The sequence below is a fragment of the Halomonas sp. 5021 genome, from assembly GCF_036663435.1.
Lineage (GTDB): Bacteria > Pseudomonadota > Gammaproteobacteria > Pseudomonadales > Halomonadaceae > Vreelandella > Vreelandella janggokensis.
Genome location: NZ_JAXOVU010000003.1, coordinates 187,266 through 213,656 on the forward strand (window position 1 = coordinate 187,266; position 26,391 = coordinate 213,656).

Annotated in this window: 24 protein-coding genes; 18 read left to right on the plus strand and 6 right to left on the minus strand. The window is 56.0% G+C overall.

From position 1 onward, the window contains the following. Positions 1 to 33: 33 nt before the first annotated feature. The 10 genes from R3F64_RS07705 to R3F64_RS07750 all read left to right on the plus strand — a co-directional run bounded on the left by R3F64_RS07705 (position 34) and on the right by R3F64_RS07750 (position 14,196). Positions 34 to 882: a cyanophycinase gene (locus R3F64_RS07705; RefSeq protein ID WP_233337273.1), complete on the plus strand. Its 849-nt coding sequence runs from the start codon at positions 34 to 36 to the stop codon at positions 880 to 882. Continuing rightward, on the plus strand, positions 879 to 3,515 hold the full coding sequence (gene cphA, locus R3F64_RS07710; protein WP_199283927.1) for a cyanophycin synthetase: 2,637 nt from the start codon (positions 879 to 881) through the stop codon (positions 3,513 to 3,515). The genes R3F64_RS07705 and cphA overlap by 4 nt, the downstream gene beginning before the upstream one ends. Then, positions 3,512 to 4,711 (plus strand): beta-aspartyl-peptidase, encoded by a 1,200-nt coding sequence (gene iadA, locus R3F64_RS07715; protein WP_332610725.1) that lies wholly within the window; start codon positions 3,512 to 3,514, stop codon positions 4,709 to 4,711. Before cphA ends, iadA begins: the two co-directional genes overlap by 4 nt. 163 nt (positions 4,712 to 4,874) lie before the next feature. Then, on the plus strand, positions 4,875 to 6,074 hold the full coding sequence (gene doeA, locus R3F64_RS07720; protein ID WP_085917164.1) for an ectoine hydrolase DoeA: 1,200 nt from the start codon (positions 4,875 to 4,877) through the stop codon (positions 6,072 to 6,074). A gap of 12 nt (positions 6,075 to 6,086) precedes the next feature. Continuing rightward, positions 6,087 to 7,118: a N(2)-acetyl-L-2,4-diaminobutanoate deacetylase DoeB gene (doeB, locus tag R3F64_RS07725; RefSeq protein ID WP_085917165.1), complete on the plus strand. Its 1,032-nt coding sequence runs from the start codon at positions 6,087 to 6,089 to the stop codon at positions 7,116 to 7,118. An 8-nt stretch (positions 7,119 to 7,126) separates the two neighbouring features. Continuing rightward, positions 7,127 to 7,597 (plus strand): Lrp/AsnC family transcriptional regulator, encoded by a 471-nt coding sequence (locus tag R3F64_RS07730; protein WP_085917166.1) that lies wholly within the window; start codon positions 7,127 to 7,129, stop codon positions 7,595 to 7,597. Between the two features lie 186 nt (positions 7,598 to 7,783). Continuing rightward, positions 7,784 to 8,662, plus strand: a complete 879-nt coding sequence (locus R3F64_RS07735; RefSeq protein WP_264823598.1) for a carbon-nitrogen hydrolase family protein — start codon at positions 7,784 to 7,786, stop codon at positions 8,660 to 8,662. 32 nt (positions 8,663 to 8,694) lie between these two features. Then, entirely contained in the window at positions 8,695 to 10,317 is a 1,623-nt protein-coding gene (locus tag R3F64_RS07740) for a biotin carboxylase (RefSeq protein ID WP_233337272.1), read from the plus strand. Positions 10,318 to 10,373: 56 nt separating this feature from the next. Further along, complete coding sequence (locus R3F64_RS07745) at positions 10,374 to 11,357, plus strand: C45 family autoproteolytic acyltransferase/hydolase (RefSeq protein WP_233337271.1); 984 nt, start codon at positions 10,374 to 10,376, stop codon at positions 11,355 to 11,357. A gap of 61 nt (positions 11,358 to 11,418) precedes the next feature. Then, complete coding sequence (locus R3F64_RS07750) at positions 11,419 to 14,196, plus strand: aminotransferase class I/II-fold pyridoxal phosphate-dependent enzyme (protein WP_085917168.1); 2,778 nt, start codon at positions 11,419 to 11,421, stop codon at positions 14,194 to 14,196. 40 nt (positions 14,197 to 14,236) lie between these two features. On the opposite strand, the gene R3F64_RS07755 is transcribed toward R3F64_RS07750, so the two are convergent. Then, complete coding sequence (locus R3F64_RS07755; RefSeq protein WP_199283924.1) at positions 14,237 to 15,439, minus strand: GGDEF domain-containing protein; 1,203 nt, start codon at positions 15,437 to 15,439, stop codon at positions 14,237 to 14,239. A gap of 361 nt (positions 15,440 to 15,800) precedes the next feature. Here R3F64_RS07755 and R3F64_RS07760 point away from each other — a divergent pair, with 361 nt between their 5' ends. The 8 genes from R3F64_RS07760 (at position 15,801) to R3F64_RS07795 (ending at position 23,130) form a co-directional block, all read left to right on the plus strand. Continuing rightward, on the plus strand, positions 15,801 to 17,297 hold the full coding sequence (locus tag R3F64_RS07760; RefSeq protein WP_085917170.1) for an NAD-dependent succinate-semialdehyde dehydrogenase: 1,497 nt from the start codon (positions 15,801 to 15,803) through the stop codon (positions 17,295 to 17,297). 71 nt (positions 17,298 to 17,368) lie between these two features. Further along, positions 17,369 to 18,802 (plus strand): aminotransferase, encoded by a 1,434-nt coding sequence (locus tag R3F64_RS07765; RefSeq protein WP_085917171.1) that lies wholly within the window; start codon positions 17,369 to 17,371, stop codon positions 18,800 to 18,802. 115 nt (positions 18,803 to 18,917) lie between these two features. After that, positions 18,918 to 19,595 carry a haloacid dehalogenase type II gene (locus tag R3F64_RS07770; protein ID WP_085917172.1) on the plus strand — a complete coding sequence of 226 codons (678 nt, stop codon included), beginning with the start codon at positions 18,918 to 18,920 and terminating at the stop codon, positions 19,593 to 19,595. Positions 19,596 to 19,611: 16 nt separating this feature from the next. Then, on the plus strand, positions 19,612 to 20,070 hold the full coding sequence (locus tag R3F64_RS07775) for a DUF302 domain-containing protein (RefSeq protein ID WP_085917173.1): 459 nt from the start codon (positions 19,612 to 19,614) through the stop codon (positions 20,068 to 20,070). An 87-nt stretch (positions 20,071 to 20,157) separates the two neighbouring features. Next, on the plus strand, positions 20,158 to 20,505 hold the full coding sequence (locus R3F64_RS07780) for a putative quinol monooxygenase (RefSeq protein WP_085917174.1): 348 nt from the start codon (positions 20,158 to 20,160) through the stop codon (positions 20,503 to 20,505). Between the two features lie 52 nt (positions 20,506 to 20,557). Further along, positions 20,558 to 21,025, plus strand: coding sequence for an S-ribosylhomocysteine lyase (locus R3F64_RS07785; protein ID WP_085917175.1), 468 nt, complete (start codon positions 20,558 to 20,560; stop codon positions 21,023 to 21,025). Between the two features lie 245 nt (positions 21,026 to 21,270). Beyond that, positions 21,271 to 22,323, plus strand: coding sequence for a CNNM domain-containing protein (locus R3F64_RS07790; protein ID WP_085917176.1), 1,053 nt, complete (start codon positions 21,271 to 21,273; stop codon positions 22,321 to 22,323). A 156-nt stretch (positions 22,324 to 22,479) separates the two neighbouring features. Beyond that, on the plus strand, positions 22,480 to 23,130 hold the full coding sequence (locus R3F64_RS07795; protein WP_199283923.1) for a peroxiredoxin: 651 nt from the start codon (positions 22,480 to 22,482) through the stop codon (positions 23,128 to 23,130). Between the two features lie 88 nt (positions 23,131 to 23,218). Here R3F64_RS07795 and R3F64_RS07800 read toward each other — a convergent pair whose 3' ends face one another. From R3F64_RS07800 to R3F64_RS07820, 5 genes are all read right to left on the minus strand, one after another. Continuing rightward, positions 23,219 to 24,490, minus strand: a complete 1,272-nt coding sequence (locus R3F64_RS07800) for a methyl-accepting chemotaxis protein (protein ID WP_199283922.1) — start codon at positions 24,488 to 24,490, stop codon at positions 23,219 to 23,221. Positions 24,491 to 24,711: 221 nt separating this feature from the next. After that, complete coding sequence (locus R3F64_RS07805; RefSeq protein WP_233337269.1) at positions 24,712 to 25,374, minus strand: DUF3047 domain-containing protein; 663 nt, start codon at positions 25,372 to 25,374, stop codon at positions 24,712 to 24,714. A gap of 10 nt (positions 25,375 to 25,384) precedes the next feature. Beyond that, entirely contained in the window at positions 25,385 to 25,585 is a 201-nt protein-coding gene (locus R3F64_RS07810) for a zf-HC2 domain-containing protein (protein ID WP_085917180.1), read from the minus strand. A gap of 49 nt (positions 25,586 to 25,634) precedes the next feature. Continuing rightward, positions 25,635 to 25,859: a hypothetical protein gene (locus R3F64_RS07815; RefSeq protein WP_332610733.1), complete on the minus strand. Its 225-nt coding sequence runs from the start codon at positions 25,857 to 25,859 to the stop codon at positions 25,635 to 25,637. 42 nt (positions 25,860 to 25,901) lie between these two features. Then, a complete protein-coding gene (locus tag R3F64_RS07820; RefSeq protein WP_085917182.1) occupies positions 25,902 to 26,333 on the minus strand; it encodes a DoxX family protein in 432 nt (143 codons plus the stop codon). Between the last annotated feature and the right edge of the window lie 58 nt (positions 26,334 to 26,391).

The following is a 26,391-nucleotide window of genomic DNA, read 5'->3' on the forward strand; positions in this document are numbered from 1 at the left end:
TCCTCCAAAGCGTCGCTGGGCGACGAAAGGAATATGGCCCATCCCCTTTTTTCGGCAGCCGGCCACCTCGTTGCCATCGGCGGTGCCGAAGATAGAACCTCCGATCTCGAAATCCTCAAGAACGTCTTCGCCCTGACCCCTGAAGGTAACCGGGAGGTCGCGGTTATTGCCACGGCCAGCGGCATACCCAAACAGGTCCTGCCCGAATACGAGGCAGCCTTCTCACGCCTGGGCGCGAGCCAGGTTCATTTGCTGGGAATCCGTGACCGTCGGGAAGCCGCCGATGCTGACACGGTGCGCAGGATAGAGAAGAGCGGCATCATCTTTTTTACCGGTGGTGACCAGCTGCGCTTGACCAATGTTCTGGGGGGCTCGCCGGTTCTGAGAGCCGTACGCAAGCGCCTGCAGGACGGCGCGGTAGTGGCTGGCACGAGCGCTGGCGCGGCGGCCATGCCGAGCACCATGATCTACAATGGTGCTGCCGCCGATGCTCTGCGCAAGGGGGCCGTCAATATGACCTCTGGCCTCGGCTTCGTCGACGGTTTGATCATCGACAGCCACTTCCTCGAGCGCGGCCGATTTACCCGCCTGATGGAAGTCGGCGCCAGCAATCCTGAGCACCTGGGGGTGGGGCTGGGCGAAGATGCCGGGGTCATCATGCATCCCCACGGTATTCTCGAAGCCATCGGGCCGGGGCATGTCATCCTCATCGATAGCCTCGACCTGGCGAGCTCGAACATCGCCGATCTTGATATGGGCAAGCCGGTGGCTGTTGAACACATGATCCTGCATGCACTGGTCAGCGGCCATGGATTTGACGTTGAAGCCCGACGTTATCTCGTTCCCCATGAACTCAGTGCTGCCCTCGCGGAGAGTCGATGAATATTATCGAGCATCGAGCTCTGCGCGGACCGAACTATTACAGTCGTTATCCGGCCATCTTCATGCGCCTGGACATCGGTGAGCTCGAAGAGCGGCCGAGCGACCTGGTTCCCGGCATCGTCGAGCGTCTGACAACGCTGTTACCAACCCTGCAGGAGCATCGCTGCTCGATAGGCCGCCCCGGCGGCTTTCTGGCGCGATTGGAGCGCGGCACCTGGGCGGGTCATGTTGTCGAGCATGTCGCCATCGAGCTGCAGAACCTGATTGGTTTTTCGGTGGGCTACGGCAAGACGGTTGATTCCTACGAAACCGGCATCTACAACGTGGTCTACCGTTACCGGGACGAGGCCTGCGGTCTGGCCGCGGGTGTCGAGTCCGTCGATCTCGTCGAGCGATTGTTTCGCGACGCAGAAATCGATTTGCCCGACATCCTGGAGCGCCTCAGACAGGTGCGCGATGCCCACATGCTTGGTCCCTCCACGGCGGCTATCGTCAATGCCGCCACCCAGCGTGGCATCCCCCATGTCCGGCTGAGCGAGGAAAACAGCTATATCCAGTTTGGTCATGGTCATCGGCAGCAGCGTATTCAGGCCACGGTGACCGGCCGTACGGGGCTTGTTGGCTATGGCATTGCCGACGACAAGGAGTGGACCAAGCAGCTACTCGGTGATGCCGGGATTCCGGTGCCCAAGGGGCAGGTGTGTGGCGCCTTCAACGAGGCGCTCGATATTGCCCGTGGCATCGGTTATCCCGTCGCGGTGAAGCCGGTTGTCGGCAACCATGGCCGCGGGGTGAGTACCAACATCGAGGATGACCAGGCACTGAGTGATGCCTTCGATATTGCCTCCCTGCGTCACCCATCGGTAATCGTCGAGCAGTACATCCGAGGCGAGGATCATCGTCTGTTGGTCATCGATGGCAAGCTTGTGGCTGCTGCGAGGCGTCGCCCGGCGCATGTGGTGGGTGATGGGGTCACCACCCTCCAAGGGTTGGTCGATAAGGAAAATCGCGATCCACGTCGCGGTATCGGCCACGAGAACCTGCTCACCCAGATTCAGCTGGATGACCAGTCGCTAAGACTGATCGGCCAGCAGAACCTGACCCTGCAGAGCGTCATCCCGGCCGGTGATATCGTTTATCTCAAGCCCACCGCGAACCTCAGCACCGGGGGCACGGCCACGGACGTCACCGACGATGTCCACCCGGAGGTGCGTTACGTGGCAGAGCGCATCGCTCGGCTGGTGGGGCTGGATATCATCGGTATCGACCTGCTGGCCGAGACCCTGACACTGCCGTTGGAAGAGCAATCTGCCGCCGTGGTCGAGGTCAATGCCGGCCCCGGCTTTCGTATGCACCTTTCACCCACCCACGGGGAGGGCCGCGACGTGGGTCGTCCGGTCATCGATATGCTGTTCCCTGACAGTGAGGCCACTGGACGCATCCCTATTGCGGCGGTCACCGGCACCAATGGCAAGACCACCACGGTGCGGTTGCTCTCGCACCTGCTGCGCCAGGCGGGACGCAGCGTCGGCATGGCCTGTACCGGGACCATCGAGATCGATAACCATGTGATCATGCGCGGTGACTACAGTGGCCCCCAGGCAGCGGCGATCGTCCTGCGTGAGCCCACGGTCGAGTGCGCTGTGCTGGAAGTCGCCCGCGGCGGCATCATGCGCCGTGGTCTGGGTTTCGACGAGTGTGATGTGGGCGTGCTGCTCAATATCGCCAGTGACCACCTGGGTGAGCACGACATTCATACCCTCGATGAACTGGCGCGCTGCAAAACGGTGGTCATCGACGCCGTCCGTCATGGGGGGACGGCGGTGCTTAATGCCGACGATCTACGGGTGCTGGAAGGTCAGGAGTGGGCCCGAGGCGATATCATCTTCTTCACGCTGGACCCCCATTCCCGCCCCGTCCGTCAGCATGTCCGCGAACAGGGCATCGCTTTTACCGTTCACAACGAGCGTATCGTGATGCGCCAGGGTCACGTTGAAGCCGAGGTGATTCCGGTAGTGGACGTGCCGATCACCTTTGAAGGCCATGCGCGCTTCAATGTTGCCAATGCCCTGGCAGCCAGTGCCGCCGCCTATGCGCTGGGCCTGTCGATCGCCGATATCCAGAGGGGCCTGCAGACCTTCCATCCCACGCCGGGTCAGAACCCCGGGCGTACCAACCTGATCGACGCCGACGGCATGAAGGTGCTGATCGACTATGGCCATAACGTCCCGGCGCTAGAGGCGCTGAGCGAACTGGTCGGCTGCATTCCGGCCCGCCGACGCATCAGCGTGGCCAGCGCCCCGGGCAACCGCCGCGACGAAGACCTGTTCACGCTGGGCACTCTGCTGGCCAGGATGCACGACGTCGTCTTTATCTATGAAACCGATGCCCGCGGCAGAACCCCCGGTGATGCTGCTCGCCTGCTGCGCGAAGGAGCCGAATCAATCCCGGGGGACTGCCGTGTCGAGGTCATCATGGAAGAGCAGGAAGCTGTCGACCGGGCCTTTAATGAGGCCGGCGAGGGCGATCTGCTGGTATTGCTGATCGACGATGTCGAGGGCGCCATTGAGCGTATCCGGGGGCGTCGCTTCCAGCCAGCTGCCGCCACGACACCCGACGGTGAGCCGACATGATGCCCGCCAACGCCCAGGACCAACTGCTGACCCTGCTGCGGGTGGGCAGTATCTTCGCACCGGACCCTCTAGAAGCGACCGATATCCTGATTGCCGACGGCCGGATTGCCGCGCTGGGCCGTGATATCGAAATCCCGGTGGGCTGGCCCATCCAGTTGGTGGAGGCACGTCATCTTATCGCCGTGCCCGCCTTTATCGATCAGCACGTCCACGTCACCGGCGGCGGTGGCGAAGGCGGCTGTGGCACCCGCTGTCCGGAAATCACCGCCCACGAAATCGCCTCGATGGGGATTGGCACGGTGGTGGGGGTGCTCGGCACCGACAGCATCAGCCGCTCTCCTGCTGACCTGCTGGCCAAGGTGCGTGGACTCAGGGCCGACGGCATATCGGCCTACATGTACACCGGCGCGTATCGCGTCCCGCCGCCCACGCTGACTGGCGACCTCCAGCGTGATCTGGCCTGGATACCTGAGGTGATAGGCCTAGGCGAAATTGCCATCTCGGACCATCGCTCGAGCCAGCCGCGCCAGGATGAAATCGAACGTATCGTCAGTGATACTCGTGTGGGCGCCATGCTGGCGAGCAAGCGGGGTATCTGCCATTTCCACCTTGGGGACGGTAAGCGGGGCCTGGAACCGCTGCGCAGGTTGCTAACCGAAACCGAAATTCCCGCCGATCAAATCATCCCCACCCATGTCAATCGCCATCCCGCTTTGCTTGAGGAAGCCGCTGCGTACGCGTTAGCCTTCAGTGCCTGTGTCGACGTCACCGCCTTTGAAGAACCCGGCGACGGTCTTTCAGCCTTTGACGCGGTGTCGCGGCTACTCGAGCGCGGTGTTCCCCCCGAGCGCATTACCATGAGCTCCGATTGCAACGGCAGCTTGCCTGAATTCGATACCCAAGGCGCTTACCTGGGCATGAAAGTGGCCCGCAACACGACATTGATTGCGGACTGGCAACGCCTCGTTCGTGACGGTGTACTGCCTATCGAGGCGGCATTGGGCCTGATTTCAACCAGTGTGGCTCGAGTGCTTGGGTTACATGACATCAAGGGACGAATAGCCATCGGCTTCGATGCCGATGTGGTGCTTCTCGGCAGCGAACTTCAACCGCAACTGACGTTCGTGGCGGGAAAATGTATTTATGACGTGGACCGTGTGAAAAAGAGTGCCGGAGAGTGTTTCAGCACTGATTAGCATGCCGTATGCACATTTTGTAATAAAGGCTTTGACCGGCAACCAAGGGTGAGTGCTAGTATCGGCTCAAGACGACATTGGCGGGCCTACTGTGGCGATGGCCAGGTCGATCCTGTGGCCCAGCGGCGCTGGTTCTTAGTGATCTTTAATGGCGAGTTGCCCGATGACTCAGGTTTCCCTGCCCTTCACTCGTGAAGAGTATGCTAACCGCCTGTGGAAGGTGCGTGCTGAAATGGCCGGTAGAGGCATTGACGTATTGATCGTCAGTGACCCCTCTAACATGGCGTGGCTGACCGGTTACGACGGTTGGTCGTTTTATGTGCATCAGTGCGTTCTGGTGGGTCTTGAGGGCGAGCCGGTGTGGTTTGGTCGCCGCATGGATGCCAATGGCGCATTGCGCACCTGCTGGATTGATCCTGAGAACATCACCTATTACCCGGATTACTACGTCCAGAATCCGGACATGCACCCCATGGAATACCTGGCCCAGTCGATCATGCCCGACCGGGGCTGGCACCTGGGCGTAGTCGGCATGGAAATGGACAACTACTATTTCTCCGCTCAAGCTTACCTGAGCCTTTTGCGTTCATTGCCCCACGCGCGCTTCATGGATGCCAACGCCCTGGTCAACTGGTGTCGGAAGATCAAGTCACCTCAGGAAATTGCCTATATGCGTATTGCCGCCAAGATTGTGGAAGGCATGCATTCGCGTATTCTGGAGGTGATGGAGCCCGGGGTGCCCAAAAGCAAGCTGGTCTCGGAAATTTACCGCGTGGGTATCGAAGGCTGGAAAGACGAAAACGGCAAGGTGTTCGGCGGCGATTATCCTGCCATTGTTCCGATGCTGCCGACGGGTAAAGACGCAGCGGCGCCCCATCTGACCTGGGATGATACGCCGTTTCGTGAAGGCGAAGGCACGTTTTTCGAGATCGCCGGCGTGTTCAAGCGCTACCACGCCCCGATGTCGCGCACGGTCTTTCTGGGCAAGCCGCCGATGGACTTTATCCGTGCGGAGTCGGCGCTGCTGGAAGGCATTGAGAACGGCCTGGCAGTGGCCAAGCCGGGTAATCGTACGGCGGATATTGCCATGGCGCTGGGGGCGGCCATGGATAAATACGGTTTTGACCGCGGCGGCGCTCGCTGCGGTTACTCCATTGGCCTTTCTTACCCGCCCGACTGGGGCGAGCGCACCATGAGTTTGCGTCCCTCGGATGACACTATCCTGGAACCCGGCATGACGTTTCACTTTATGCCCGGCCTGTGGGATGACGACTGGGGACTGGAAATTACCGAAAGCATTTTGATCACCGAAGACGGCTGCGAAACCCTGGCCAATTTTCCGCGCCAGCTGTTTGTTAAGTAAAAGGAAGACACCATGACGATACCCTCCAGCCAACAGCGGCCCAGTCCGATTTCGGCCACCGTGGATTTTGACGCCGACGGCGTGCAGCACGGTTTTTTAAAGCTGCCCATCTCCACCGATGAATCCGCCTGGGGCGCGGTGATGATTCCGGTCACCGTAGTCAAAAACGGTGACGGTCCCACGGCGCTGCTGACCGGTGGTAACCACGGCGACGAGTACGAAGGCATTACCTCGCTGTTGAAGCTGTCTTCAACGCTGAAAGCGGAAGACGTCACCGGGCGGGTGATTATCGTGCCATGCATGAATACCCCGGCTGTCATGGCCGGCAAGCGCACCTCGCCAATGGATAAAGGCAATCTTAATCGCAGCTTCCCGGGTGACCCTAATGGCGGTGTCACCTCTCAAATTGCCGATTACTTCACCCGCGTGCTGGTGCCGATGAGCGATGTGGTACTCGACCTGCACTCCGGCGGCCGCACGCTGGATATCCTGCCGTTTGGCGCCTCTCATGTACTAGACAACAAAGCCCAGCAGCAGGCAGCCCTTGAAGGCGCGAAAGCTTTCGGTGCTCCCTACGCCATGGTGATGTTCGAGCTGGATGCCGAGAAACTTTTCGACACCGCCTGTGAGCGCCAGGGCAAGGTTTTTGTCGCCACCGAGCTTGGGGGCGGCGGCACCTCCACCCCGGAGAGCATCGCCATTACGCAACGCGGCGTGCGCAACTTCCTGATTCACTACGGTCTGGTAGACGGCGAGGTGGAAATGCCCTCGGGCGGGCAGGTGTATCTCGATATGCCCGATGCCAGTTGTTACGTGCAGAGCCAGCACTCTGGCGTGCTGGAGCTGTTGGTCTCGCTGGGTGACGAAGTGACAAAAGGCCAGACACTTGCCTACGTGTACGACATGACCCGCAGCGGCACCGAGCCGGTTGCTTACAGGGCTGAGCGCGACGGTATTCTGATGGCCCGTCGAGCGCCCTCGCTGATCAATATGGGGGACACCCTGGCGGTGATCGCCGATGTTGTTGAGCGCCTGGAGGCGTAACATTCACCGTGATGAAACTTGACCGTTACGATCTGAAAATTCTCGATATCCTCTCCCGCGATGGGCGGATCACCAAGTCGAAGCTGGCCGAAGCGATCAACCTCTCGGTTAGTCCATGCTGGGAGCGGGTAAAGCGCCTGGAAAATGCCGGTATCATTCAAGGTTACAGTGCACGCATTGATACCGACGTGCTGGTGCCGCGCAACCCTGTCTGGGTACAAATCGAGCTCAAGCAGCACAATGCCGACAGCTTTACCCGCTTTGAAGCCCTGGTGATGCAAACCCCGGAAGTCACCGAGTGCGTCGCGGTAGGAGGCGGCGTGGATTACCTCGTCAAGTTCGAGGCGCGCACCATCGATAGCTATCAGCGCCTGATGGACAAGTGGCTGGTCTCGGATGCAGGTATCGAGCGCTACTTTACTTATATTGTGACCAAGACCGTCAAGCAGGAGCCTATCGGCATCGATATTAACGTTTAGTGCTTCAAAAGTTGAAATATTGATATTGCTAGGCACTTGGTCAACGCCAATTCAGCGCTTCGTTGGCTTACTATGAGATAAATGACCTTTATTCACTCACCTAATGGAATATACGCACCTGAATCACCGAGCTATACCGTAAGGCTAAGCTCAAACAACCCGTTCGCCTAACGCAGAGAGAACACGATGTCTTACTTCACCATTGCTGGTGTCCAAATGCATGCCCTGCACCATGGCGATAATACCGAAGCCATGCGTCATCGAGTTGACGCACTCATGACCCGCTTTCCTCAGGTTCAGATGGTGCTGTTCAGTGAGTTAATGCCGATGGGGGCTTCACCCCATCATGCCCAGCCATTGCCCAGTGATACCGAGGCGATGTTTTGTCAACTGGCGTTACAGCATCGCATCTGGTTGATACCTGGTTCCATGTTTGAGCAGGTCGGCGACCATATTTACAACACCTCCGTGGTCATTAATCCCATGGGTCAGGTGGTAGCGCGTTACCGCAAAATGTTCCCGTTCCGTCCCTTTGAAGCCGGTGTGGAAAGCGGCAGCGAATTTGTTGTCTTTGACGTGCCAAACGTCGGGCGCTTTGGCATCTCGATTTGCTACGACATGTGGTTTCCGGAAACGACTCGAACCCTTGCCGCCATGGGCGCTGAGGTCATTCTGCATCCCACCATGACCGATACCATTGATCGGGACCTGGAGCTTTCCATTGCCCGCACCAGCGCGGCGCTCAACCAGTGTTACTTCTTCGATATCAACGGTGCTGGCGCCTTGGGCAACGGCCGCTCAATTGTGGTTGGACCTTCTGGTGATGTCATCCATCAGGCAGGGAGTGGCGAACAAGTAATGCCCATCGAGATTGACCTGAACCGGGTGAGACGCGAACGCGAGAGAGGCCTGCATGGTCTTGGCCAGCCGCTCAAGAGTTTCCGTGACCGGAAGGTGAACTTCTCTATCTATGCAAGCGAAGGCGGCTCTTCACCATTTCTGGATACCTTAGGGCCATTGGTAAAGCCTGCTCGCGCTGACCTTGAGACGCCGCCGGAACATTAATCCCGGCAATGGCCGGCAAAGGGAGACCATCGATGAAATTTCTGTTGGATCTGATGCGTCGGCTATTGCGCCCCGCGCAGAACAATAAGGCCGCTAGCGATGCTATTGAGCCGTCAAGCGCTCCGTCACAGACAACGCTTGATAACACGCGCACTCCTTCCGCCACCCAGGGAGCATCAACCATGAGCAAGATCACCTCCATTGCCGATGTCCGTCGTCACTTTCGCAATAATCAGGAACCGATTTACTTCATATCAGCGACCAACTTCAATCTGTTGGGGATTGGCGACTGGGTGAGCAATTTTCGCCATATCAACTATATAGACTGTTTTGAGGGGCAGCAGCGAAACGTTTTTGTGCCTAAAGAAAAATTCCCGCGCGATTTTGAAGGCATCGAAGATATCAACAACTACCTGCTTGAACACAAGGAAGTGATCGATTTTATTCAGTCGCGATCCAGCGGTGATAACGCCGGTATTGCGTCTTTCCTGATGTTTGATGAGCATACCGAAGAGATCTGCAAGCAACTGGGGCTCAAGATTGCTTTTCCCCCGGCGACGTTACGCCAGCGCATGGATAACAAGATCGAGACGGTGCGCATCGGCAATAAAGCGGGCGTGCCAAGCGTGCCCAATGTACTGGCGAAAGTCGGCAGCTATCAGGAGCTATGTGAGGTCAGTAAAGAGCTCGGCAGCGACCTGGTGGTGCAGACCGCCTTTGGCGACTCGGGGCATACCACCTTTTTCATTGCCAATGAAGAAGACTATTACAAGCACGCCGAAGAGATTGAGGCCGAGCCCGAAGTCAAGATCATGAAGCGGATCAATTGTCGTGGCTCGGCGATAGAAGCCTGCGCCACGCGTTGTGGAACCGTCGTTGGCCCCTTGATGACAGAGCTTGTCGGGTTCAAGACATTGACACCCTACAAGGGCGGCTGGTGCGGCAACGAGATGTTCTCTGGTGCCTTTACCCAGGAAGTACGTGACAAGGCGCGCGACTATACGTTCCAGTTCGGTGAGGCGCTTCGCGAGGAGGGGTATCGCGGCTATTTCGAGCTCGACTTCCTGATCGATATGGATACCGACGACGTCTACCTTGGCGAGCTCAATCCGCGCGTCACCGGCGCCAGTTCACTGACTAACGTGGCGGCGTTCGCTCACTCCGATATCCCGCTGTTCCTTTTCCACTTGCTGGAGTTTTCAGACCTCGACTTCGATCTTGATATCGATGATATCAATGAGCGCTGGGCGCACCCCGAGAGCGTCGATAGCTGGAGTCAGCTGGTGATCAAGCATACCGACGAGAGCGTCGACCTGTTGACTCGGGCCCCAAAGACGGGGGTATGGCGTATCAGTGACGATGGCAGCATCAACTATGACCACTATAGCTACCATCCCCACGCCGCTGAAAACGAGCAGGAAGCCTTCTTTATGCGCATTAGCGGAGCCGGTGATTTCCGCTACGAAGGCGCTGACCTTGGCATTCTGATCACCCGTGGCCGTTTGATGGACGACGATTTCAATCTTAATGAGCGGGCGAAGGCCTGGATCAAAGGCATTCGCGGTGAATATGCTGGTCAAGCGCTGCAAGATCCTGTGGTGGAGGGAGTTGCCGTCAGCCATGCGATTGGCGGTGGCAACTTCAAAATTCTGTGAGTATTGACGGAAAGTTGTCAGCGGGGCGTTCGCCAGGCGTTGAGCTGGACAAGGCGTTGACGTTTCGTACCGTTCATGAAGAGCAGGCGGGACCCAAGTGGCAATCGCTGTTTGATTACCACTGGCCTGCTTATGAACCCTGGTACCTGTCCGAAGGTGAGCGTGAAAGGCCCTCCTATCTGGAGTGCTACAACGCCCTACGTCACTACATGCCGGAGTTGCTGGAAACCTATCGCACCTTGTGCGCACTGACCGGTGGGGGCGACCTGGCGTCGCGGCTGCTCAGTCTGTATCGGCCGCCGCCCTATATCACCGGTTGTTCCCAGGCGGTGTTGGCAAGGCCGTCTTCTACCGTGCTGGCACGCAACTATGATTATCCACCGGAACTGTGCGAGGGCACGATTCTCTACACCCGTTGGAATCAGCGCCGTGTGATCGCCATGTCGGACTGTCTGTGGGGCGTGCTGGATGGGATGAATGATTCGGGGCTTGCCGTTTCCCTGGCCTTCGGTGGGCGCAAGGTGGTGGGGGATGGCTTCGGCGCGCCGATCATTCTGCGCTATATCCTTGAATTCTGCGATACGGTGCCCGAAGCGGCGGCCGTACTCGAGCGGGTGCCCACGCACATGGCTTACAACATTACCGTGACAGACGCCAGTGGGCGCTATGTCACGGCGATGATTGCGCCAGACCGCCGCGCCAATATCCGGCGAGTCGCGGTGGCCACCAATCATCAAAAGAAAATTGAATGGTATGCCCACGCGCTGGCCTCGGAAACGCTGATTCGCGAGCGTCAGCTTTCGATCCTGGTGGACGATGACGAGACCACTAATGAGCGTCTGATCTCGGCTTTTTCCGCTCCTCCTCTATTTCGCCACGACTACCAGCGTGGCCTTGGAACCGTGTATACCTCTGTGTATTACCCCAAGGAAGGGCTTGTTGAGTTTCGTTGGCCCGGCAGGGTGCTGGATTTGAGTTTCGATAAATTTTGCGAAGAACAAATAATCGTGCGTTACGGCTTACGAGGGCTGTACGGCTGATTGAATCGTTGCCGACGCCAATGCGTTGCTAGATAAATACCGACAAAGGATGGGTGTCGTCATGTCAGAGAATAATCCTACCGAAACGTCCTACACCGCCTTGGGTTTTTATCACAAAATCTCCCAATTGCGTGCCGACACCTGGAATGCACTGAAACGTGACCTGGGTATTTTGACAAGGCTTGAGGATGAGGGCCGCGCCAAGAATCTGGTCAAGGCCATTGACGTTAAACTGACTCGCCTGGAAATCATCGAGGATTATCATGCGTTTCCGTCCAAGGAAGATTTTCGCCACCTGTGGACACTCTTCAACCGGGGGGAGTACGCGCTGCTGGACAAAGTCGTAAAGCGACTGGTAAGAGCCTTGATCAGCGAATCCTACCGCCGTCGCCATGTCGATCTCTCCGAGACGGATGCCGGTTCAGAAGACATGGAAGCACTCGATGCGCTCAATCAGCTGCGCCGCGGACACCCTGCTTCCAACAGTTCGGCACAACCTTATTTCGAGCTGTTGATCGTCGACAACCTCTCCAATCAGGAAGAGGAGGTGGTGCGCGAAGCGTTTCACAATATGCGTCGTCCCGAGGATCGTTTTGTCTATGACGTGGTGACGGTAAAGAGCTTCGAGGATGCGTTGATTGCCATCCTGGTCAATCCCAATATTCAGGCCTGCCTGATCCGCTACGAGTTTCCCTACAAGTCAAAGTACAACCTCAGTGCCCTGCGTAATTACCTGGAAGGCCTGTCGGAAAAGGAACTGGAGCATCAAACGGAAGCCGAGCGCAGTATCTTGCTCAGCTCGATGATTCATGAACTGCGTCCTGAGATTGATCAGTTCCTGGTCACCAGTGGCGATGTGGAGGCCACGGCGAGCCGGGACATCCAATATTTCAACCGTATCTTCTACCGTGAAACGGATTATATCGAGCAGCACCACACCATTCTGCGCGCGATCGATAGTCGTTATCGTACCCCCTTCTTTGATGCCTTGCGTGAGTACAGCAAAAAGCCCACAGGGGTGTTTCACGCCATGCCCATTTCCAGGGGTAAGTCGGTGACCCGCTCCCATTGGGCGGGCCACATGATCGACTTCTACGGCATCAATATATTTCTGGCTGAAACGTCGGCGACATCCGGAGGTCTCGACTCTCTGCTACAACCCTTCGGGCCGATTAAAAAGGCGCAAGAGTATGCCGCCCGGGCCTTCGGAGCGCGTCGCAGTTTTTTCGTCACCAATGGCACCTCAACGGCCAACAAGATCGTGGTGCAAGCCCTCATCAAGCCGAGGGACATCGTGCTCATCGATCGTGACTGTCACAAGTCGCACCACTACGGCATGGTGCTGGCCGGGGCGCATGTCAGTTATCTGGATTCCTATCCACTCGACGACTACTCTATGTACGGCGCAGTACCGCTGCGCGACATCAAGAAGACACTGCTTACCTACAAGCGCGCTGGCCAGTTGCACAAGGTCAAGATGCTATTGCTGACCAACTGCACCTTCGATGGCATCGTGTATAACGTACGCCGCGTAATGGAAGAGTGTCTGGCGATCAAGCCTGACCTGGTATTTCTGTGGGACGAAGCCTGGTTCGCTTTCGCTGGCTTCAACCCCACTTATCGGCCGCGTACCGCGATGAACACGGCAAGCACCCTGCGATATCGTTACCGCAGTGAAAGCTATCGTGAAGAATATGCGGCCTGGAAAGCCGAGTTCGACAAGCTCGATCCGGAAGATGATGCGACCTGGCTTGACCAGCGACTGATGCCCGACCCGGATCAGGTACGCATTCGTACCTATGCGACCCATTCGACGCACAAAACGCTGACTTCCTTGCGACAAGGCTCGATGATTCACGTCTGGGATCAGGACTTTCGCCAGAAGGTGGAGGCCTCTTTCCATGAGGCCTACATGACGCATACCTCAACCTCTCCCAATTACCAAATTGTGGCATCGCTGGACGTAGGACGTATGCAGGCGGAAATGGAGGGCTTCGAGCTGGTGCACTCCCAGGTCGAAACGGCGCTGTCCCTCCGCGAACAGCTTTATACTCACCCGTTACTGCAAAAATATTTCCGTGTACTTAAAAATAGCGACATGGTGCCTGAGGCTTATCGTGAGTCGGGTGTCGAGTCCTATTATGACCCGGTGACCGGCTGGAACAAAATGGAGGAAGCCTGGGCACGCGATGAGTTTGTGGTGGACCCTTCCCGCGTGACCATCGCGATCGGCAATACAGGGGTCGATGGCGATACCTTCAAGAACGAATACCTGATGAATAAGTACGGTATTCAGATTAACAAGACATCACGCAATACCGTGCTGTTCATGACCAATATCGGCACGACGCGCGGATCGATTGCCTACCTGTTGGATGTGCTAATGAAGCTGGCTAAGGAGTTCGAGTATCGTCTGGAAGACAGCAGCCGCCCCGAGCGCAAGATCATCGAACAGCAGGTGCATTCCCTGAATCATGATCTGCCCCCGTTGCCTGACTTCAGTCGCTTTCACGATGCCTTTCGTCCGAATGCCGACACGCCCCAGGGCGATATCCGTTGCGCCTACTTCCTTAGTTACGAGGAAGAAAACACCGAATATCTTCGTTTCGATAACGGCAAATTGCAGGCGCAGATGCGTGAGGGACGGGATGTGGTGTCTGCAAGCTTCGTGATCCCCTATCCGCCGGGCTTCCCGGTCTTGGTGCCTGGGCAGGTCATCAGCGAGGAAATTCTCGACTTTCTTCAAGCGCTGGATGTGACCGAGATCCATGGCTACCGGCCGGAGTTAGGGCTGGTGGTATTTACCGAGGAGGCACTGCTGAACCCGGCAGACGGCTGAGCCTTGGTATAGGCACTGATGGAGGAGCGCCGCCAGCCAATTAGAGGCGGCGTTGGTATGGCACATCAACGGGAGTATGGTCGCTTATACGGACTTGATTGCGCCCTTCACGCTTCGCCTCGTAGAGTGCACTGTCGGCGGCGATGATGATTTCATCGAGCTTGGTATGGGTATCGACCGGCGCGGTATATCCCCCTGCGCTTATGGTTACCTGTCCTAATGGGCTTTTTTGATGGGCAATTTCCAGGTTCGCGACTTTGCTGCGAATATGCTCCGCGAGTGACCAAGCGCCGTGTGCTGACAGGTGGCTGTCTGAATGTAGGACAAGAAATTCTTCGCCACCAAAGCGGCATACCAAATCCTCTGGACTACAAGCGGAGCGAATGGCGCCGGCAACAGCTTGTAAACAGTTGTCTCCCTCGGCGTGGCCATAATGGTCATTGAAGGGTTTGAAGTAATCGATATCTACAATCACCACGGCAAAACGTTTATGCGCTGTGGGTTGTTTAAACAGCATAGTGGCGTAGTGGACTAAAGCGCGACGATTAGCCAGTCCGGTAAGAGGGTCAAGACGGGATATCTTCTCGAGCTCTGCATTCTGCATCGACAGGGTTTCGCCTAGCCGGTCTGCGTGGACTTTAGCCATATACAGTCTCAGAGATTCAGCTGAAAAACGGTAATTGGCGATGAGCGTCAATACAAATGTGGGTAAGCCAAGAGCTAAATGATTGAGTATGTAATGGCTATCGACGCCCTCTAAAAACCAAATCGTTGTGTAAAGGCAAGCAAACACAAATAGCGAGCCATACACGCTATATTCGAAGGGTGGCGTGATGACAATCGTAATGACTAAAATGAATACGAGTCCTGCATAGAAGTAATCTAGTACGCCGGGAGCCGATGAGCCCAGTAGCACTGCGCACCATACGACAGTTCCCATGCAGACGACGAGAACACCAGCAAGCTCCTTACGGCGAATAGAAACAGGACGCTTGTAATAAAAAAATAAAAAGACGGTTATGGGCCCCACAACCAATGCACGCAATAGCACTGACCGAAAAGTGACATCACGGAGTAAAAAAATATCCACAAAAGTGTAAGAGAAATAGAAAAGCGCCAATACTGTTGTTAACACAAAAAGTGATCGCAAACGCTCGTCGTGGCGATCAAGGTCGTACTGCTCCCGGACCGTTACGTTGCCGATACGCTGGGAGAGCTGTTGAAAATAATCCAGTCGATACACGAGTCCGTCCATGGTGGCCACTAACGTGAAGACATTGAGTAAGTGAAAGTATTAAATAATATTCATTTTATATCGACTAATGCCACAAAAACTTAAACTGAATCAAAATCTAAAATACATTCCCGGCGGCCATCATGATGAGTCCATCATGATGGCTCAGCTTTTTGCGACGTCTCGCCAAAAAAAAGCGTTGGAAAAGCGGTTTTGACAAAAAAACTCGCGTCATACGTCGGTCCTTTCAAAAACACTTCGTGCGCAATCTCCCTTAGGCTAGACACATCGAAACACGACGGCTCAGGGCCGTCATTTTTAATGTGCAACGGCTGTCGCCCACGCCAGGCGTCAACCAGGGGAGGTTTCCATGACCACACTATCGACTACGCTCGCCAAGCGCCTGGAAGACCCGCGCCTTTTCCGTCAGTATGCCTACGTGAACGGCAAGTGGACCCATGGCGAAGGCGGTCGAGAAGAAGCCGTGATTGATCCGGCAACCGGCGAAGCCATTGGCCATATTCCGCTGATGGAAGCCGAACAGATCACCGCGGCGGTTGATGCCGCGGAAGATGCCTTTGTGCAGTGGCGGGCACTACGCGCCGATGAACGCTGCGAGAAACTGCTGGCGTGGTATGACTTGATTCAAGCCAACCGCGAAGATCTGGCCACCATCATGACGCTGGAGCAGGGCAAGCCGCTGCCTGATGCACGTGGTGAAGTCGAGTATGGTGCGAGCTTTGTGCGCTGGTTTGCTGAAGAGGGCAAGCGGACCTACGGTAACACCATTCCCAGCCCGATTCCCAACGCCTCGCTGGGTACCATCAAGGAGCCGGTGGGCATATCGGCAATGATTACGCCATGGAACTTCCCGTTGGCAATGATTACCCGCAAAGCCGCAGCGGCCCTGGCAGCAGGCTGCCCGGTGATCATCAAACCGGCCAACGAGACCCCGTTTTCTGCGCTCGCGCTGGCCGAATTGGCTGAGCGTGCGGGGATTCCGGAAGGCATTTTCAATGTCGTGCTGGGCGATCCCCCCGAAGTGTCCAAGATTCTGTGTTCCGAGCCGCGTATTCGGGCACTGTCGTTTACCGGATCTACCCGCGTCGGACGCATCCTGATCGAGCAAAGCGCCAACACCGTCAAGCGACTCTCATTGGAGTTGGGCGGTAACGCGCCCTTTATTGTCGGTCCGGATATGGATCCCAAGGAAGCAGCCTATGCGGCGGTTGCGGCCAAGTTCCAGACCGCCGGGCAGGACTGCCTCGCCGCCAACCGTATTCTGGTGCACGAATCCATCCACGATGAGTTCGTCGCGCAGTTTGCCGAGCGCATGTCTGCACTCACCGTGGGCAATGGCCTGCAAAGTGAAATAGACCTGGGGCCCTTGATCCATCGCCAAGCGGTAGAAAAAGCCGCCTCCATCGTTGATGACGCTGTCTCTCGCGGCGCCACCATGGTAGCGGGCGATCAGAGCCAGGCACCTGGCGAAAACTTCTTCATGCCCGTGTTGCTGACCGGTGTCACGCCACAGATGAAAGTATGGCGGGAAGAAAACTTCGCCCCGGTTGCCGGTATTACCGCTTACCGCGATGATGATGAAGCGATCGAGATGGCCAACGACACTGAATACGGTCTGGCCGCGTATATCTACACCCACGATATCCGCCGCATCTGGAAGCTGATGCGCGCGCTGGAATATGGCATGGTCAGCGTCAATTCGGTGAAGATGACGGGTCCCCCGGTGCCATTCGGCGGTGTGAAGCAGTCCGGCCTTGGCCGTGAAGGCGGTGCTACCGGTATCGATGAATATCTCGAAACCAAGTATTACTGTCTTGGAGCCCTGGGCTCCGTGTCCGGGAGCTAGTCAAAAAAGCTCGCCATATTTTCAACACCCTCCCCGCTGATCGGGGAGGTTTACCGTATAGAGAGAACATTATGAGCTTGCACCAGGATCTGATTGAACGTGATCGCAACGTCACCTTCCACGCATCCACTCATCTGCGCGACTTCGCCCATGGCGATGCCCCGGGGCGCGTAATTACCGGCGGTCAAGGTATCAATATCGTGGATAAAGACGGTCGCGAGTTTATCGACGGCTTTGCCGGGCTTTACTGCGTCAATATTGGCTATGGTCGCACCGAAGTGGCCGAGGCGATCTACAAGCAAGCCCTGGAGCTCTCTTACTACCACACCTATGTGGGCCACTCGAATGAACCGCAGATTGAGCTTTCCGAGCAGATTCTGAAAATCGCCGGTATGAACATGTCGAAGGTTTACTACGGCATGTCCGGTTCGGACGCCAACGAAACCCAGCTCAAGATTGTGCGCTACTACAACAACGTGCTGGGTCGCCCACAGAAGAAAAAGGTCATTTCGCGGATGCGGGGCTACCACGGTTCCGGTATTGCATCGGGGTCACTGACCGGTCTGAAAGCGTTCCACGATCATTTCGATCTGCCGATTGAGACCATCCGCCACACCGAAGCACCGCATTACTACCTGCGCGCCGCCGAACAGCACGGCATGTCCGAGCTTGAGTTCTCGGCTTTCTGCGCCGACAAGCTGGAAGCGATGATTCTGGAAGAAGGACCGGACACGGTAGCCGCCTTTATCGGTGAGCCTGTGTTAGGCACCGGCGGCATCGTGCCGCCGCCGGAAGGCTATTGGGACGCGATTCAAACGGTACTGGCCAAGTACGATGTCCTGCTGATTGCCGACGAAGTGGTCTGTGGTTTCGGCCGCACGGGCTCTGATTTCGGCAGCCACCACTACAACATGAAGCCTGATCTGGTGACCATCGCCAAAGGCCTTACCAGCGCCTATCAGCCACTCTCCGGTGTCATTGTAGGCGAGAAAGTCTGGCAGGTACTCGAGCAGGGCACCGGCGAGTATGGCCCCATCGGCCACGGCTGGACCTACTCTGGCCATGCACTGGGCTGCGCGGCCGGACTTGCCAACCTGGCGATCATCGAGCGCGAAAACCTGGTGGGCAACGCGGCCGAAACTGGCGCCTACTTCCAGCAGCAGCTCAAGGCCACCTTTGAAGGCCACCCGCTGCTAGGTGATGTTCGCGGTGTTGGCCTGATGGCGGCGCTGGAGTTCTCACCGGATGCCAAACAGCGCCTGCATTTTGATCCGGCGCTGAAAGTTGGGCCTCGTGTGGCGGCGGCCGCCATGGAAGAGAACCTGATTGCCCGCGCCATGCCCCAGGGCGATATTCTCGGCTTTGCGCCGCCGCTGACCATTAATCGCGGTGAGGTGGACGAGATGATTGGCCGCGCCAAGCGCGCCATCGACCGTGTTACCGATGAGCTGGTGCGCGCAGGCGACCTGAAAACCGGTGAAAAGGAAGCCGCGTTTACGGTCTGATTCGTAGGGCGATAGCCAAAACGCCGCTGCCTGATTCTTGGCAGCGGCGTTTTTGTTTTTCAACGCCTCGACTATGCTAAATACACGCCATAATCCGTGAAACTAAGGAGTTTCCATGCAGCCCGTATTAGCTTTCGATGTATACGGCACGCTGATTGATACCCAGGGGGTTAAGGCTGAGCTTGAAAGACGTCTGCCCGAGCGGGATAAAGCGGCCGAATTTGCCCGCCGTTGGCGCGACAAGCAGTTGGAGTACAGCTTTCGCCATGGCTTGATGGGCGCCTATGTGCCGTTTGTAGAATGCACCCGGGAAGCCTTGGTATTCACCGACCGTGCGTTGCAAACCGGCCTCTCCGACAATGACTATGATCACCTGATGGCGGTTTATGCCGAATTGCCCGCCTTTCCTGATGTCGTGCCAGCGATTGACCAGCTTCGCGATGCCGGTATGCGTTGTGTGGCGTTTTCCAATGGCACGTCTGACGCCGTCTCGGCGCTGCTGAAACGTGCAGGCGTTGACCAGCATATGGATGACGTTGTCAGTGTTGACGATATCAAGCGCTTCAAGCCCGACCCGGCGGTGTATGCGTTTTTAAGGACCCGGTTGGAAACCCGCCCTGAAAATACCTGGCTGATTTCCAGCAATCCTTTTGATGTGATCGGAGCGACCCATGCGGGGTTGCGCAGTGCCTGGGTACGCCGCAGCTCTGATGCCCCCTTCGACCCCTGGGGAATCGAACCCGATATGACGGTCACCGATCTGGAAACCCTGGCTAACCGGCTGCTCAAATAATTGACAAGGAGGAACTATGCGCCCTTTTTATGGGTTGGGAATCGCGGTACTTGGCGGACTGTTGAGCCAGCCGGTTCTTGCCGAGCGTGACAACGGCATTGAACATGTCATCAGTGATTCAGCTTACAGCACCGTCGTGAGGCAGCTTAATACGGCGCTGGAGGATAATGGCCTGAACATTATGGCCACCGTCAATCACGGGCAAAACGCGGCCAACAACGACCTTGAGCTACCGCCTACCATGACGTTTATCTTTGGTAATCCCAAGGTCGGCACCCCCATGATGCAGTGCCAGGGAAGCGTCGCATTGGACCTTCCGCAAAAGATGGTGGTGCGCGAAACCGACGACGGCGTGCGTCTGGAGTGGAACGACCCTCACTATCTTGCTGAACGCCATGGTTTGGAAGGGTGCGATCTGCCCCTCGGTAATGTGGCGGATGTGCTACGTGACGTCGCAGAGAGCGCTGCTCAGTAAAACTGTCGAACCTTGGTCAAGTCACATTGTCCAGGTGGCGTGGCAAAGCGCATAATACGCAAGCGTTCAATGACTCAGGGTATAAGCATGTCAGAAAAAATCTATTGTGTGGCGGGTTTCAAGCCCAAGCCCGGTAAAGAAGAAGCGGTGTTTAAAGCGCTGCAGGCGTTAGAACCCAATGCGCATCGCGAAGATGCCTGCATCCACTACACCGTGACGCGACAGATCGATAACCCCTTTGCTCAGGGCACCAGCTACCCGATCGTTTTCCACGAAATTTGGGCCAGCCGCGAAGAGTTTGAAGCCCACTGCCAGCGCAAGGAAATCCAGGATTTTTTTGCCCAGCACGTTGAAGCACCCGATGGCGATATCGAAGATGCCAACGTGTGTGTGTACACCGACGAGCCCTGGGACTTCGACGCGCCAAACGTGTAGCTTAAAGGTGTAGAATAAGGTTGAGTCAATACGCAAACGGAGAGGAGCCAATATGGCCGAGCAAAAAATGAACGTTGAAAGCTTTAACCTGGACCATACCAAGGTGAAAGCGCCCTATATCCGTTTAGCTGATATCAAAGAAGGCGAAAACGGAGATCGTATTCATAAATACGACCTGCGCATTTGCCAGCCCAATAAAGGCCATATGGACATGCCTGCGCTGCATTCGCTGGAGCACCTGCTGGCCGAAAAATCGCGCAACCACACCGATAAAGTGGTGGATATCAGTCCGATGGGCTGCCAAACCGGCTTTTATATCGCGATGATCAACCACGATGACTACGATGAAGTGGTGTCCATTGTCGAGAAAACGCTAAACGATGTGCTGGAAGCTACCGAAGTGCCTGCCTGCAACGAAATGCAGTGTGGCTGGGCAGCGAGCCATAGCCTGGAAGGTGCTCAGGAGCTTGCCAAAGCCTTGCTGGAAAAACGTAGCGAGTGGACTGAAGTGTTTGCCTGAGTGGTAAAAGGAAGCAGAAGTAAAGGCTGTTAGCCAAGCGCCTCCTGACGGGAGGCGTTCTAGCTTTATGACTTCTCGGTTGACCGCATGACTGGCCGCCGCTCTCTGTCCAGGCTAATGTAATGGCTTGTCCGGTGCAGCGGTTTTCGGCTTCGACAGTGGAAAAGACGCTTTATTGAACCGCCTGTTGATTCTGGTGGTCCATGGTCCTATAACATACCTATCATTCCTTACATGAGCCTTACATGGTCCTTCTGATCACGATTGCCGCCTTCTCCATCGGTTTTTCCTTTCTATGCTCGATTCTTGAAGCGGCATTACTTTCTATCACGCCAAGCTACATCGCCAAGCAGAAAGAAGATAACCCCAAGCTTCATGCATCGCTGACGCAGTTAAAAGACAATATTGATCGCCCGCTCGCGGCTATTCTGACCCTTAATACGATTGCCCATACGGTAGGGGCCACCGCCGTTGGCGCCCAGGCCGCAGTGGTATTTGGCGAAGCCTCTATTGCCATCGTATCGGCGGTGATGACCATGCTGATTCTGGTGCTCTCGGAGATTATCCCCAAAACGATTGGGGCGACTTACTGGCGGGGGTTGTCGCCGCTGTTGCCGCGTCTGCTCAAGCCGATGATCATCATTCTGCTGCCGTTTATCTGGATGTCGGAGCAAATCACCCGTCGCCTGGGCAAGTCTGAGCACGATGTTGATCTTCGCGATGAAATCAAAGTGCTTGCCCGGGTGGGGCTGGAAGAAAAAGTCCTGGATGCCGATGAAACCCGCACCATCGTCAATATGCTCAATTTGCACGAAATTCCGGTAGGCAAGGCGATGACACCGCGCACTGTCTGCCAGACAGTGCTGCCCCATCTGACGGTGGGAGAATTTGAAGAAACTTACAGCCATACACCGTTCACTCGCTTTCCGGTCATGGATAATGGTGAGCAGGCCTTTGGCTATGTGCATAAAGCGGATATGTATCATGCGGATGAGCACAGCATCATGAAAGACATGATGCATCCGATTGCCAGTGTGGATGTCTCAAGTAATGTGGAGCAGGTGTTTGCTTCAATGCTCAGTGACCGGCTGCACATGCGAGTGATTTACGACGAGCATGGTACCTTCGTTGGCTTGATTACCCTTGAAGATATCATTGAGACGATTCTTGGGCAGGATATCGTCGACGAGACCGACGACGTTGACAACTTGCGCAGCTACGCCAAACAGGTATGGCTGAAGCGAGTCAAACGAGAAACCAAAGCCGCTGAAAAGTCGGCTGGTTCTCATAGCGCCTAATTTTTATATACCGTCCAGAGTAATCAATGCCTTTGCTTATGCCGTTTTTATCACGGTGTGATGGTTTTGATTGGCTTGCTTAGCACTTTATGTTCTATAGTGATGGATCTGAAAGGCGCATAAAGCATTAGGGGTTTTGACCCACAGGAGGAAAACATGTCACTACGTATCAATGCAGTGGTTCCCGATTTTGAAGCCGAAACCAGCCATGGACCCATTCGCTTTCACGATTGGATTGGCGACAGCTGGGCGATCCTGTTCTCTCACCCCAAAGACTTTACGCCCGTGTGCACCACCGAGTTTGGTGCCGTCGCCACGTTAAGCGGTGAGTGGAAGAAACGCGGTACCAAGGTGATTGGTGTTTCGGTCGATGGCGTGGAAGATCACAAGCGCTGGGGCGACGACATTAAAACCGTGAGCGGCAGCGACGTTGATTTTCCGATCATTGCCGATGACGGGCTGACTGTCTCCAAGCTTTACGACATGTTGCCGGAAGACGCCTATCTACCGGATGGCCGCACGCCCGCTGACAGCGCCACGGTACGCTCGGTCTTCATCATCGGGCCTGACAAGCAGCTCAAGCTCTCCATGACCTACCCGATGACCGTAGGCCGCAACTTCGCTGAAATCCTGCGCGCACTGGATGCCTTGCAAGCTACCACCAAGCACGGCGTGGCGACCCCGGCAGACTGGACCGTCGGGCAGGATGTGATTATCCCGCCCAGCGTCTCCGACGAAGATGCGAAGCAAAAATTCGGCGATTACGAGACGGTGCTGCCGTATCTGCGTAAAACGCCGTTGAAGTAAGTTGCATCTTGAAGGCGGGGAATGAAAACCTGCCAAAAAAAGTGCCAGCCTTTCAAAAGGCTGGCACTTTTTATGATGGCCAGGAAAGCTAGCTGGCGGCTTTGAGCGTTAGCTGGTCGATAGACGACGATACATTACGCGACCCCGTCAGTATTTCATTCACGATCGTTTCAATTTCGCTGATGCTTGCCTGGCTCGACTCGCTGCGGTCTATGACTTGCTTCATGGTCTGAGTGGTGCGTGTAACAAGGTCACTGTTTTCCCTGAGCACCAGGGTAATGCTGTCGACCGCTTCACTCGACCCTTTGGCCAGTTGGCGAACCTCATTGGCAACAACGGCAAAGCCGCGCCCCTGCTCTCCGGCGCGAGCGGCTTCCACCGCCGCATTAAGCGAAAGTAAATTGGTCTGGTTGGCAATGTTGGCGATGGCCTCAGTAATCATGTTGATATTTTTTGCCTGCTCGTTGAGCGATTCAACCAGGCGTTGCGCCTCAGACAGCGCCTGGGCTGATTGCTGGGCATCCTCCAGTACACGCTGCAAGTGAGACAGGCCGCTCTGGGCAATCTGTTCGGTTTCCGATGATGTCGATTGCGCCGTCAACACTGCTTGGTTGGCAGCCTGGGCTTCCTGCATGGCCGAGGTAATGTCGGTGGCAAACTTGACCACTTTAAACACCTCGCCGTTGGCATCCGTAATCGGGTTGTAAGTCGCCTCCAACCAGAGGCTTCTGCCTCGCGAATCCAATCGCTCAAACTTGCCTTGCTTGAACTCGCCTCTGGCCAGCTCTTCCCAAAAATGCGGGTTTTGTTGATAAAACGAGGGCGGGCAAAGTTGACGATGATGCGTACCTGCCAACTGTTCATTGGTGTAGCCTACCGCTTGCTCGAAGTTGGTGTTGGCGTTGATGATGTCGCCTGTCGGGGTGAATTCAATCACTGCCATGGAGCTATCAAGCGCTTGCAGAACAGCGTCCTTGCGCGCCGCTTCCTGGTGCTCGGCCGTTACATCATTGGCGACCTTGAAGACGCTGACAACACGTCCTTGTCGGTTACAAACAGGCACATAGGTAGCCTCAAGCCATATTGGCTGGCCCCTGGCATCTATGCGCTTGAACGTACCCTGATGGCTTTCACCTTCAGAAAGCGACCGCCAGAATGATCGGTACGCTGAAGAACTCGCCTCTTTTTCCGTGCAGAACAGTCGGTGATGCTGGCCTTTGACGGCTTCTCGCGAATAGCCAACCGCATCCAGGAACTGTTTACTGGCGTCAAGAATAATACCGTCAGGGGTAAACTCTATACAGGCGGTGTGTTGCATCAAGGCACGTCGATGAGCGTTAGTCGTGTTGTTAAAAATCATTGTCTTAAGTCCCTTGTCTTCTAAGCCGCCTGAGTAATCAGTGTATTGCTGTTATTTAATAGTTGTACATATCCTATACGAAAGCGGCGAGATTGACATCCCTTGTCGCCTTGAAGAGCCAACGGTAGATCAAAAAACTGTTTACATACCTCAAGATAATCTTGATGGGCGGTATGCAAGAGTCTGGGTATCAAGTGTCCGGGGAGTTCGAGAAGCCGTTTTTATGGGCAATTAGGCAGCTGTTTAGTCGCGGAGAACCCGAGTTGGCTAAACCAGGCGGTGGCGTCACTGCCTGAGTTGTCGCCATCGCTCATCAAGGCGACGCCGTTGATGGTGCTCACCGTGTCACCAAACAAGTTGGCAAAGTCGGCGCGCACGTCGCGTACTTCAGCGACCCATTTGCCGACCTTCGAGGTGCCGCCCTGCAAGGCCATCAATTCGGCACGGTCGGTAAATGCATTGGTCCAGGCGCTGCCAGCGTCCTGCGTGGACGACCATACATAGTTGACGGACTGTACCTGCCAGGGCAACAGCCCTGTTTTGCGAGCGACATAGACACGAGCAGGGTAGTCGTCGCCCGCCTTGGTGGTCTCATCGAGTCCCGGGTAGGTGGAATCCACCTGCCAGCACCAGTGCAGGTAGGGTGTTTCATCGAGGTCGATTTCGCGTTCCAGATAGCGTGCCGATGCCTGGCCCTGTGATTGGGCCATTAGCACCCTGGCACCATCCTTTTCGACGATCTCGTAATGGGTCTCACCGTCAAAACTGCGGGTGGGCCAGGTCATGATCTGGTTGGGCGTCAATAATATATCTGCCGTTGCCGCGCTGCTGATCGCCAGCGAACCGACGATAACCACAGCGATTTCAAGTGGGCGTATCGCCATAGCGCAACTCCTAGTCATCGGATGTCGATGTCGTTTTCAATGCGGCAGGGTGGTGTTCACCAATGGCGTGCAGCAGATCAAACTGACGGGCGCAAGCACGGCAGGCCCCACACATGGAAAGGTGAAAACGCAGCGCCGCTCGTTCCCGTAAGGTGAGCGCCTTGTCCTGCTTAAGCGACATCAAGCGTGTCGCTTCACGGCACATCAGCATAGAAGACTCCTTGGTTAGTTGAGCGATCAGGGTGAGTTAAGCTTGCCACTTATGAGGCGGCTTCGGCTTCGGCGCCACCTTCAGCTTCGGCTTCACCCTCAGCTTCGGCTCCACCTTCTGCTGCGGCCATCATGTAATAACCGGATTCAGTGGTAACGTCGGAGTAGACGGCATGCACTGCCGACCCACCGGCGACCAGGGCCAGAACGGGGACCGCATAGGCGAACCCTTTGGTCAGGCTATCCAGTAACGTTTGTCGTTTATTGTCTGACATAAAGCCTCCTTCACAAAGGCATGAGTTTATTAGGTTAAGTTTTTAAGCATTATTGCCTTTGGCTAGCAGATAGATTGCCATCATAGCGAGCGTCACCTGAAACATCATGCCTCCCAGCGGGTGCGAAGCGGTGGACATAAAGTGCCACTGCCCCCAGTGCACCATGAAGATGGCACCGAGCAGGATGGGCACCATACCCAGCGCACCTAGGCGAGTTATGAGGTCGCCCAAGCGACTCTTCATCAACCCACCCAGGACGACAAGCAAACCGGTGCCAATCTCACCTAGGGCAACAAGAACGCCAAGAATTAGCGGTAGGCTCATCGTGGCCGAAAATGCGGCAATCCCTGAGCCCATGAATTTGTCGATTCCCATGAAAATAAAGACACTGGCCAAGCCCAGGCGCAACAACCAGTGCGCATGGCGTTCTATTAAAGATGCCTCTAGGGAGCGTGTGGTCGTATCGTTTTGCATTTGATTGCCTCCTCCTCAATGCCAAGCCTTATTGATCTCTTAGCGATTGTTAGCTGCT

Bases quoted from the DNA above. Each gene is read 5' to 3' on its own strand.
- R3F64_RS07705 (WP_233337273.1), top strand. From the start codon at position 34: ATGGCCCATCCCCTTTTTTCGGCAGCCGGCCACCTCGTTGCCATCGGC.
- cphA (WP_199283927.1), top strand. From the start codon at position 879: ATGAATATTATCGAGCATCGAGCTCTGCGCGGACCGAACTATTACAGT.
- iadA (WP_332610725.1), top strand. From the start codon at position 3,512: ATGATGCCCGCCAACGCCCAGGACCAACTGCTGACCCTGCTGCGGGTG.
- doeA (WP_085917164.1), top strand. From the start codon at position 4,875: ATGACTCAGGTTTCCCTGCCCTTCACTCGTGAAGAGTATGCTAACCGC.
- doeB (WP_085917165.1), top strand. From the start codon at position 6,087: ATGACGATACCCTCCAGCCAACAGCGGCCCAGTCCGATTTCGGCCACC.
- R3F64_RS07735 (WP_264823598.1), top strand. From the start codon at position 7,784: ATGTCTTACTTCACCATTGCTGGTGTCCAAATGCATGCCCTGCACCAT.
- R3F64_RS07740 (WP_233337272.1), top strand. From the start codon at position 8,695: ATGAAATTTCTGTTGGATCTGATGCGTCGGCTATTGCGCCCCGCGCAG.
- R3F64_RS07750 (WP_085917168.1), top strand. From the start codon at position 11,419: ATGTCAGAGAATAATCCTACCGAAACGTCCTACACCGCCTTGGGTTTT.
- R3F64_RS07760 (WP_085917170.1), top strand. From the start codon at position 15,801: ATGACCACACTATCGACTACGCTCGCCAAGCGCCTGGAAGACCCGCGC.
- R3F64_RS07765 (WP_085917171.1), top strand. From the start codon at position 17,369: ATGAGCTTGCACCAGGATCTGATTGAACGTGATCGCAACGTCACCTTC.
- R3F64_RS07770 (WP_085917172.1), top strand. From the start codon at position 18,918: ATGCAGCCCGTATTAGCTTTCGATGTATACGGCACGCTGATTGATACC.
- R3F64_RS07775 (WP_085917173.1), top strand. From the start codon at position 19,612: ATGCGCCCTTTTTATGGGTTGGGAATCGCGGTACTTGGCGGACTGTTG.
- R3F64_RS07780 (WP_085917174.1), top strand. From the start codon at position 20,158: ATGTCAGAAAAAATCTATTGTGTGGCGGGTTTCAAGCCCAAGCCCGGT.
- R3F64_RS07785 (WP_085917175.1), top strand. From the start codon at position 20,558: ATGGCCGAGCAAAAAATGAACGTTGAAAGCTTTAACCTGGACCATACC.
- R3F64_RS07790 (WP_085917176.1), top strand. From the start codon at position 21,271: ATGGTCCTTCTGATCACGATTGCCGCCTTCTCCATCGGTTTTTCCTTT.
- R3F64_RS07795 (WP_199283923.1), top strand. From the start codon at position 22,480: ATGTCACTACGTATCAATGCAGTGGTTCCCGATTTTGAAGCCGAAACC.
- R3F64_RS07800 (WP_199283922.1), bottom strand. From the start codon at position 24,490: ATGATTTTTAACAACACGACTAACGCTCATCGACGTGCCTTGATGCAA.
- R3F64_RS07805 (WP_233337269.1), bottom strand. From the start codon at position 25,374: ATGGCGATACGCCCACTTGAAATCGCTGTGGTTATCGTCGGTTCGCTG.
- R3F64_RS07810 (WP_085917180.1), bottom strand. From the start codon at position 25,585: ATGCTGATGTGCCGTGAAGCGACACGCTTGATGTCGCTTAAGCAGGAC.
- R3F64_RS07815 (WP_332610733.1), bottom strand. From the start codon at position 25,859: ATGTCAGACAATAAACGACAAACGTTACTGGATAGCCTGACCAAAGGG.
- R3F64_RS07820 (WP_085917182.1), bottom strand. From the start codon at position 26,333: ATGCAAAACGATACGACCACACGCTCCCTAGAGGCATCTTTAATAGAA.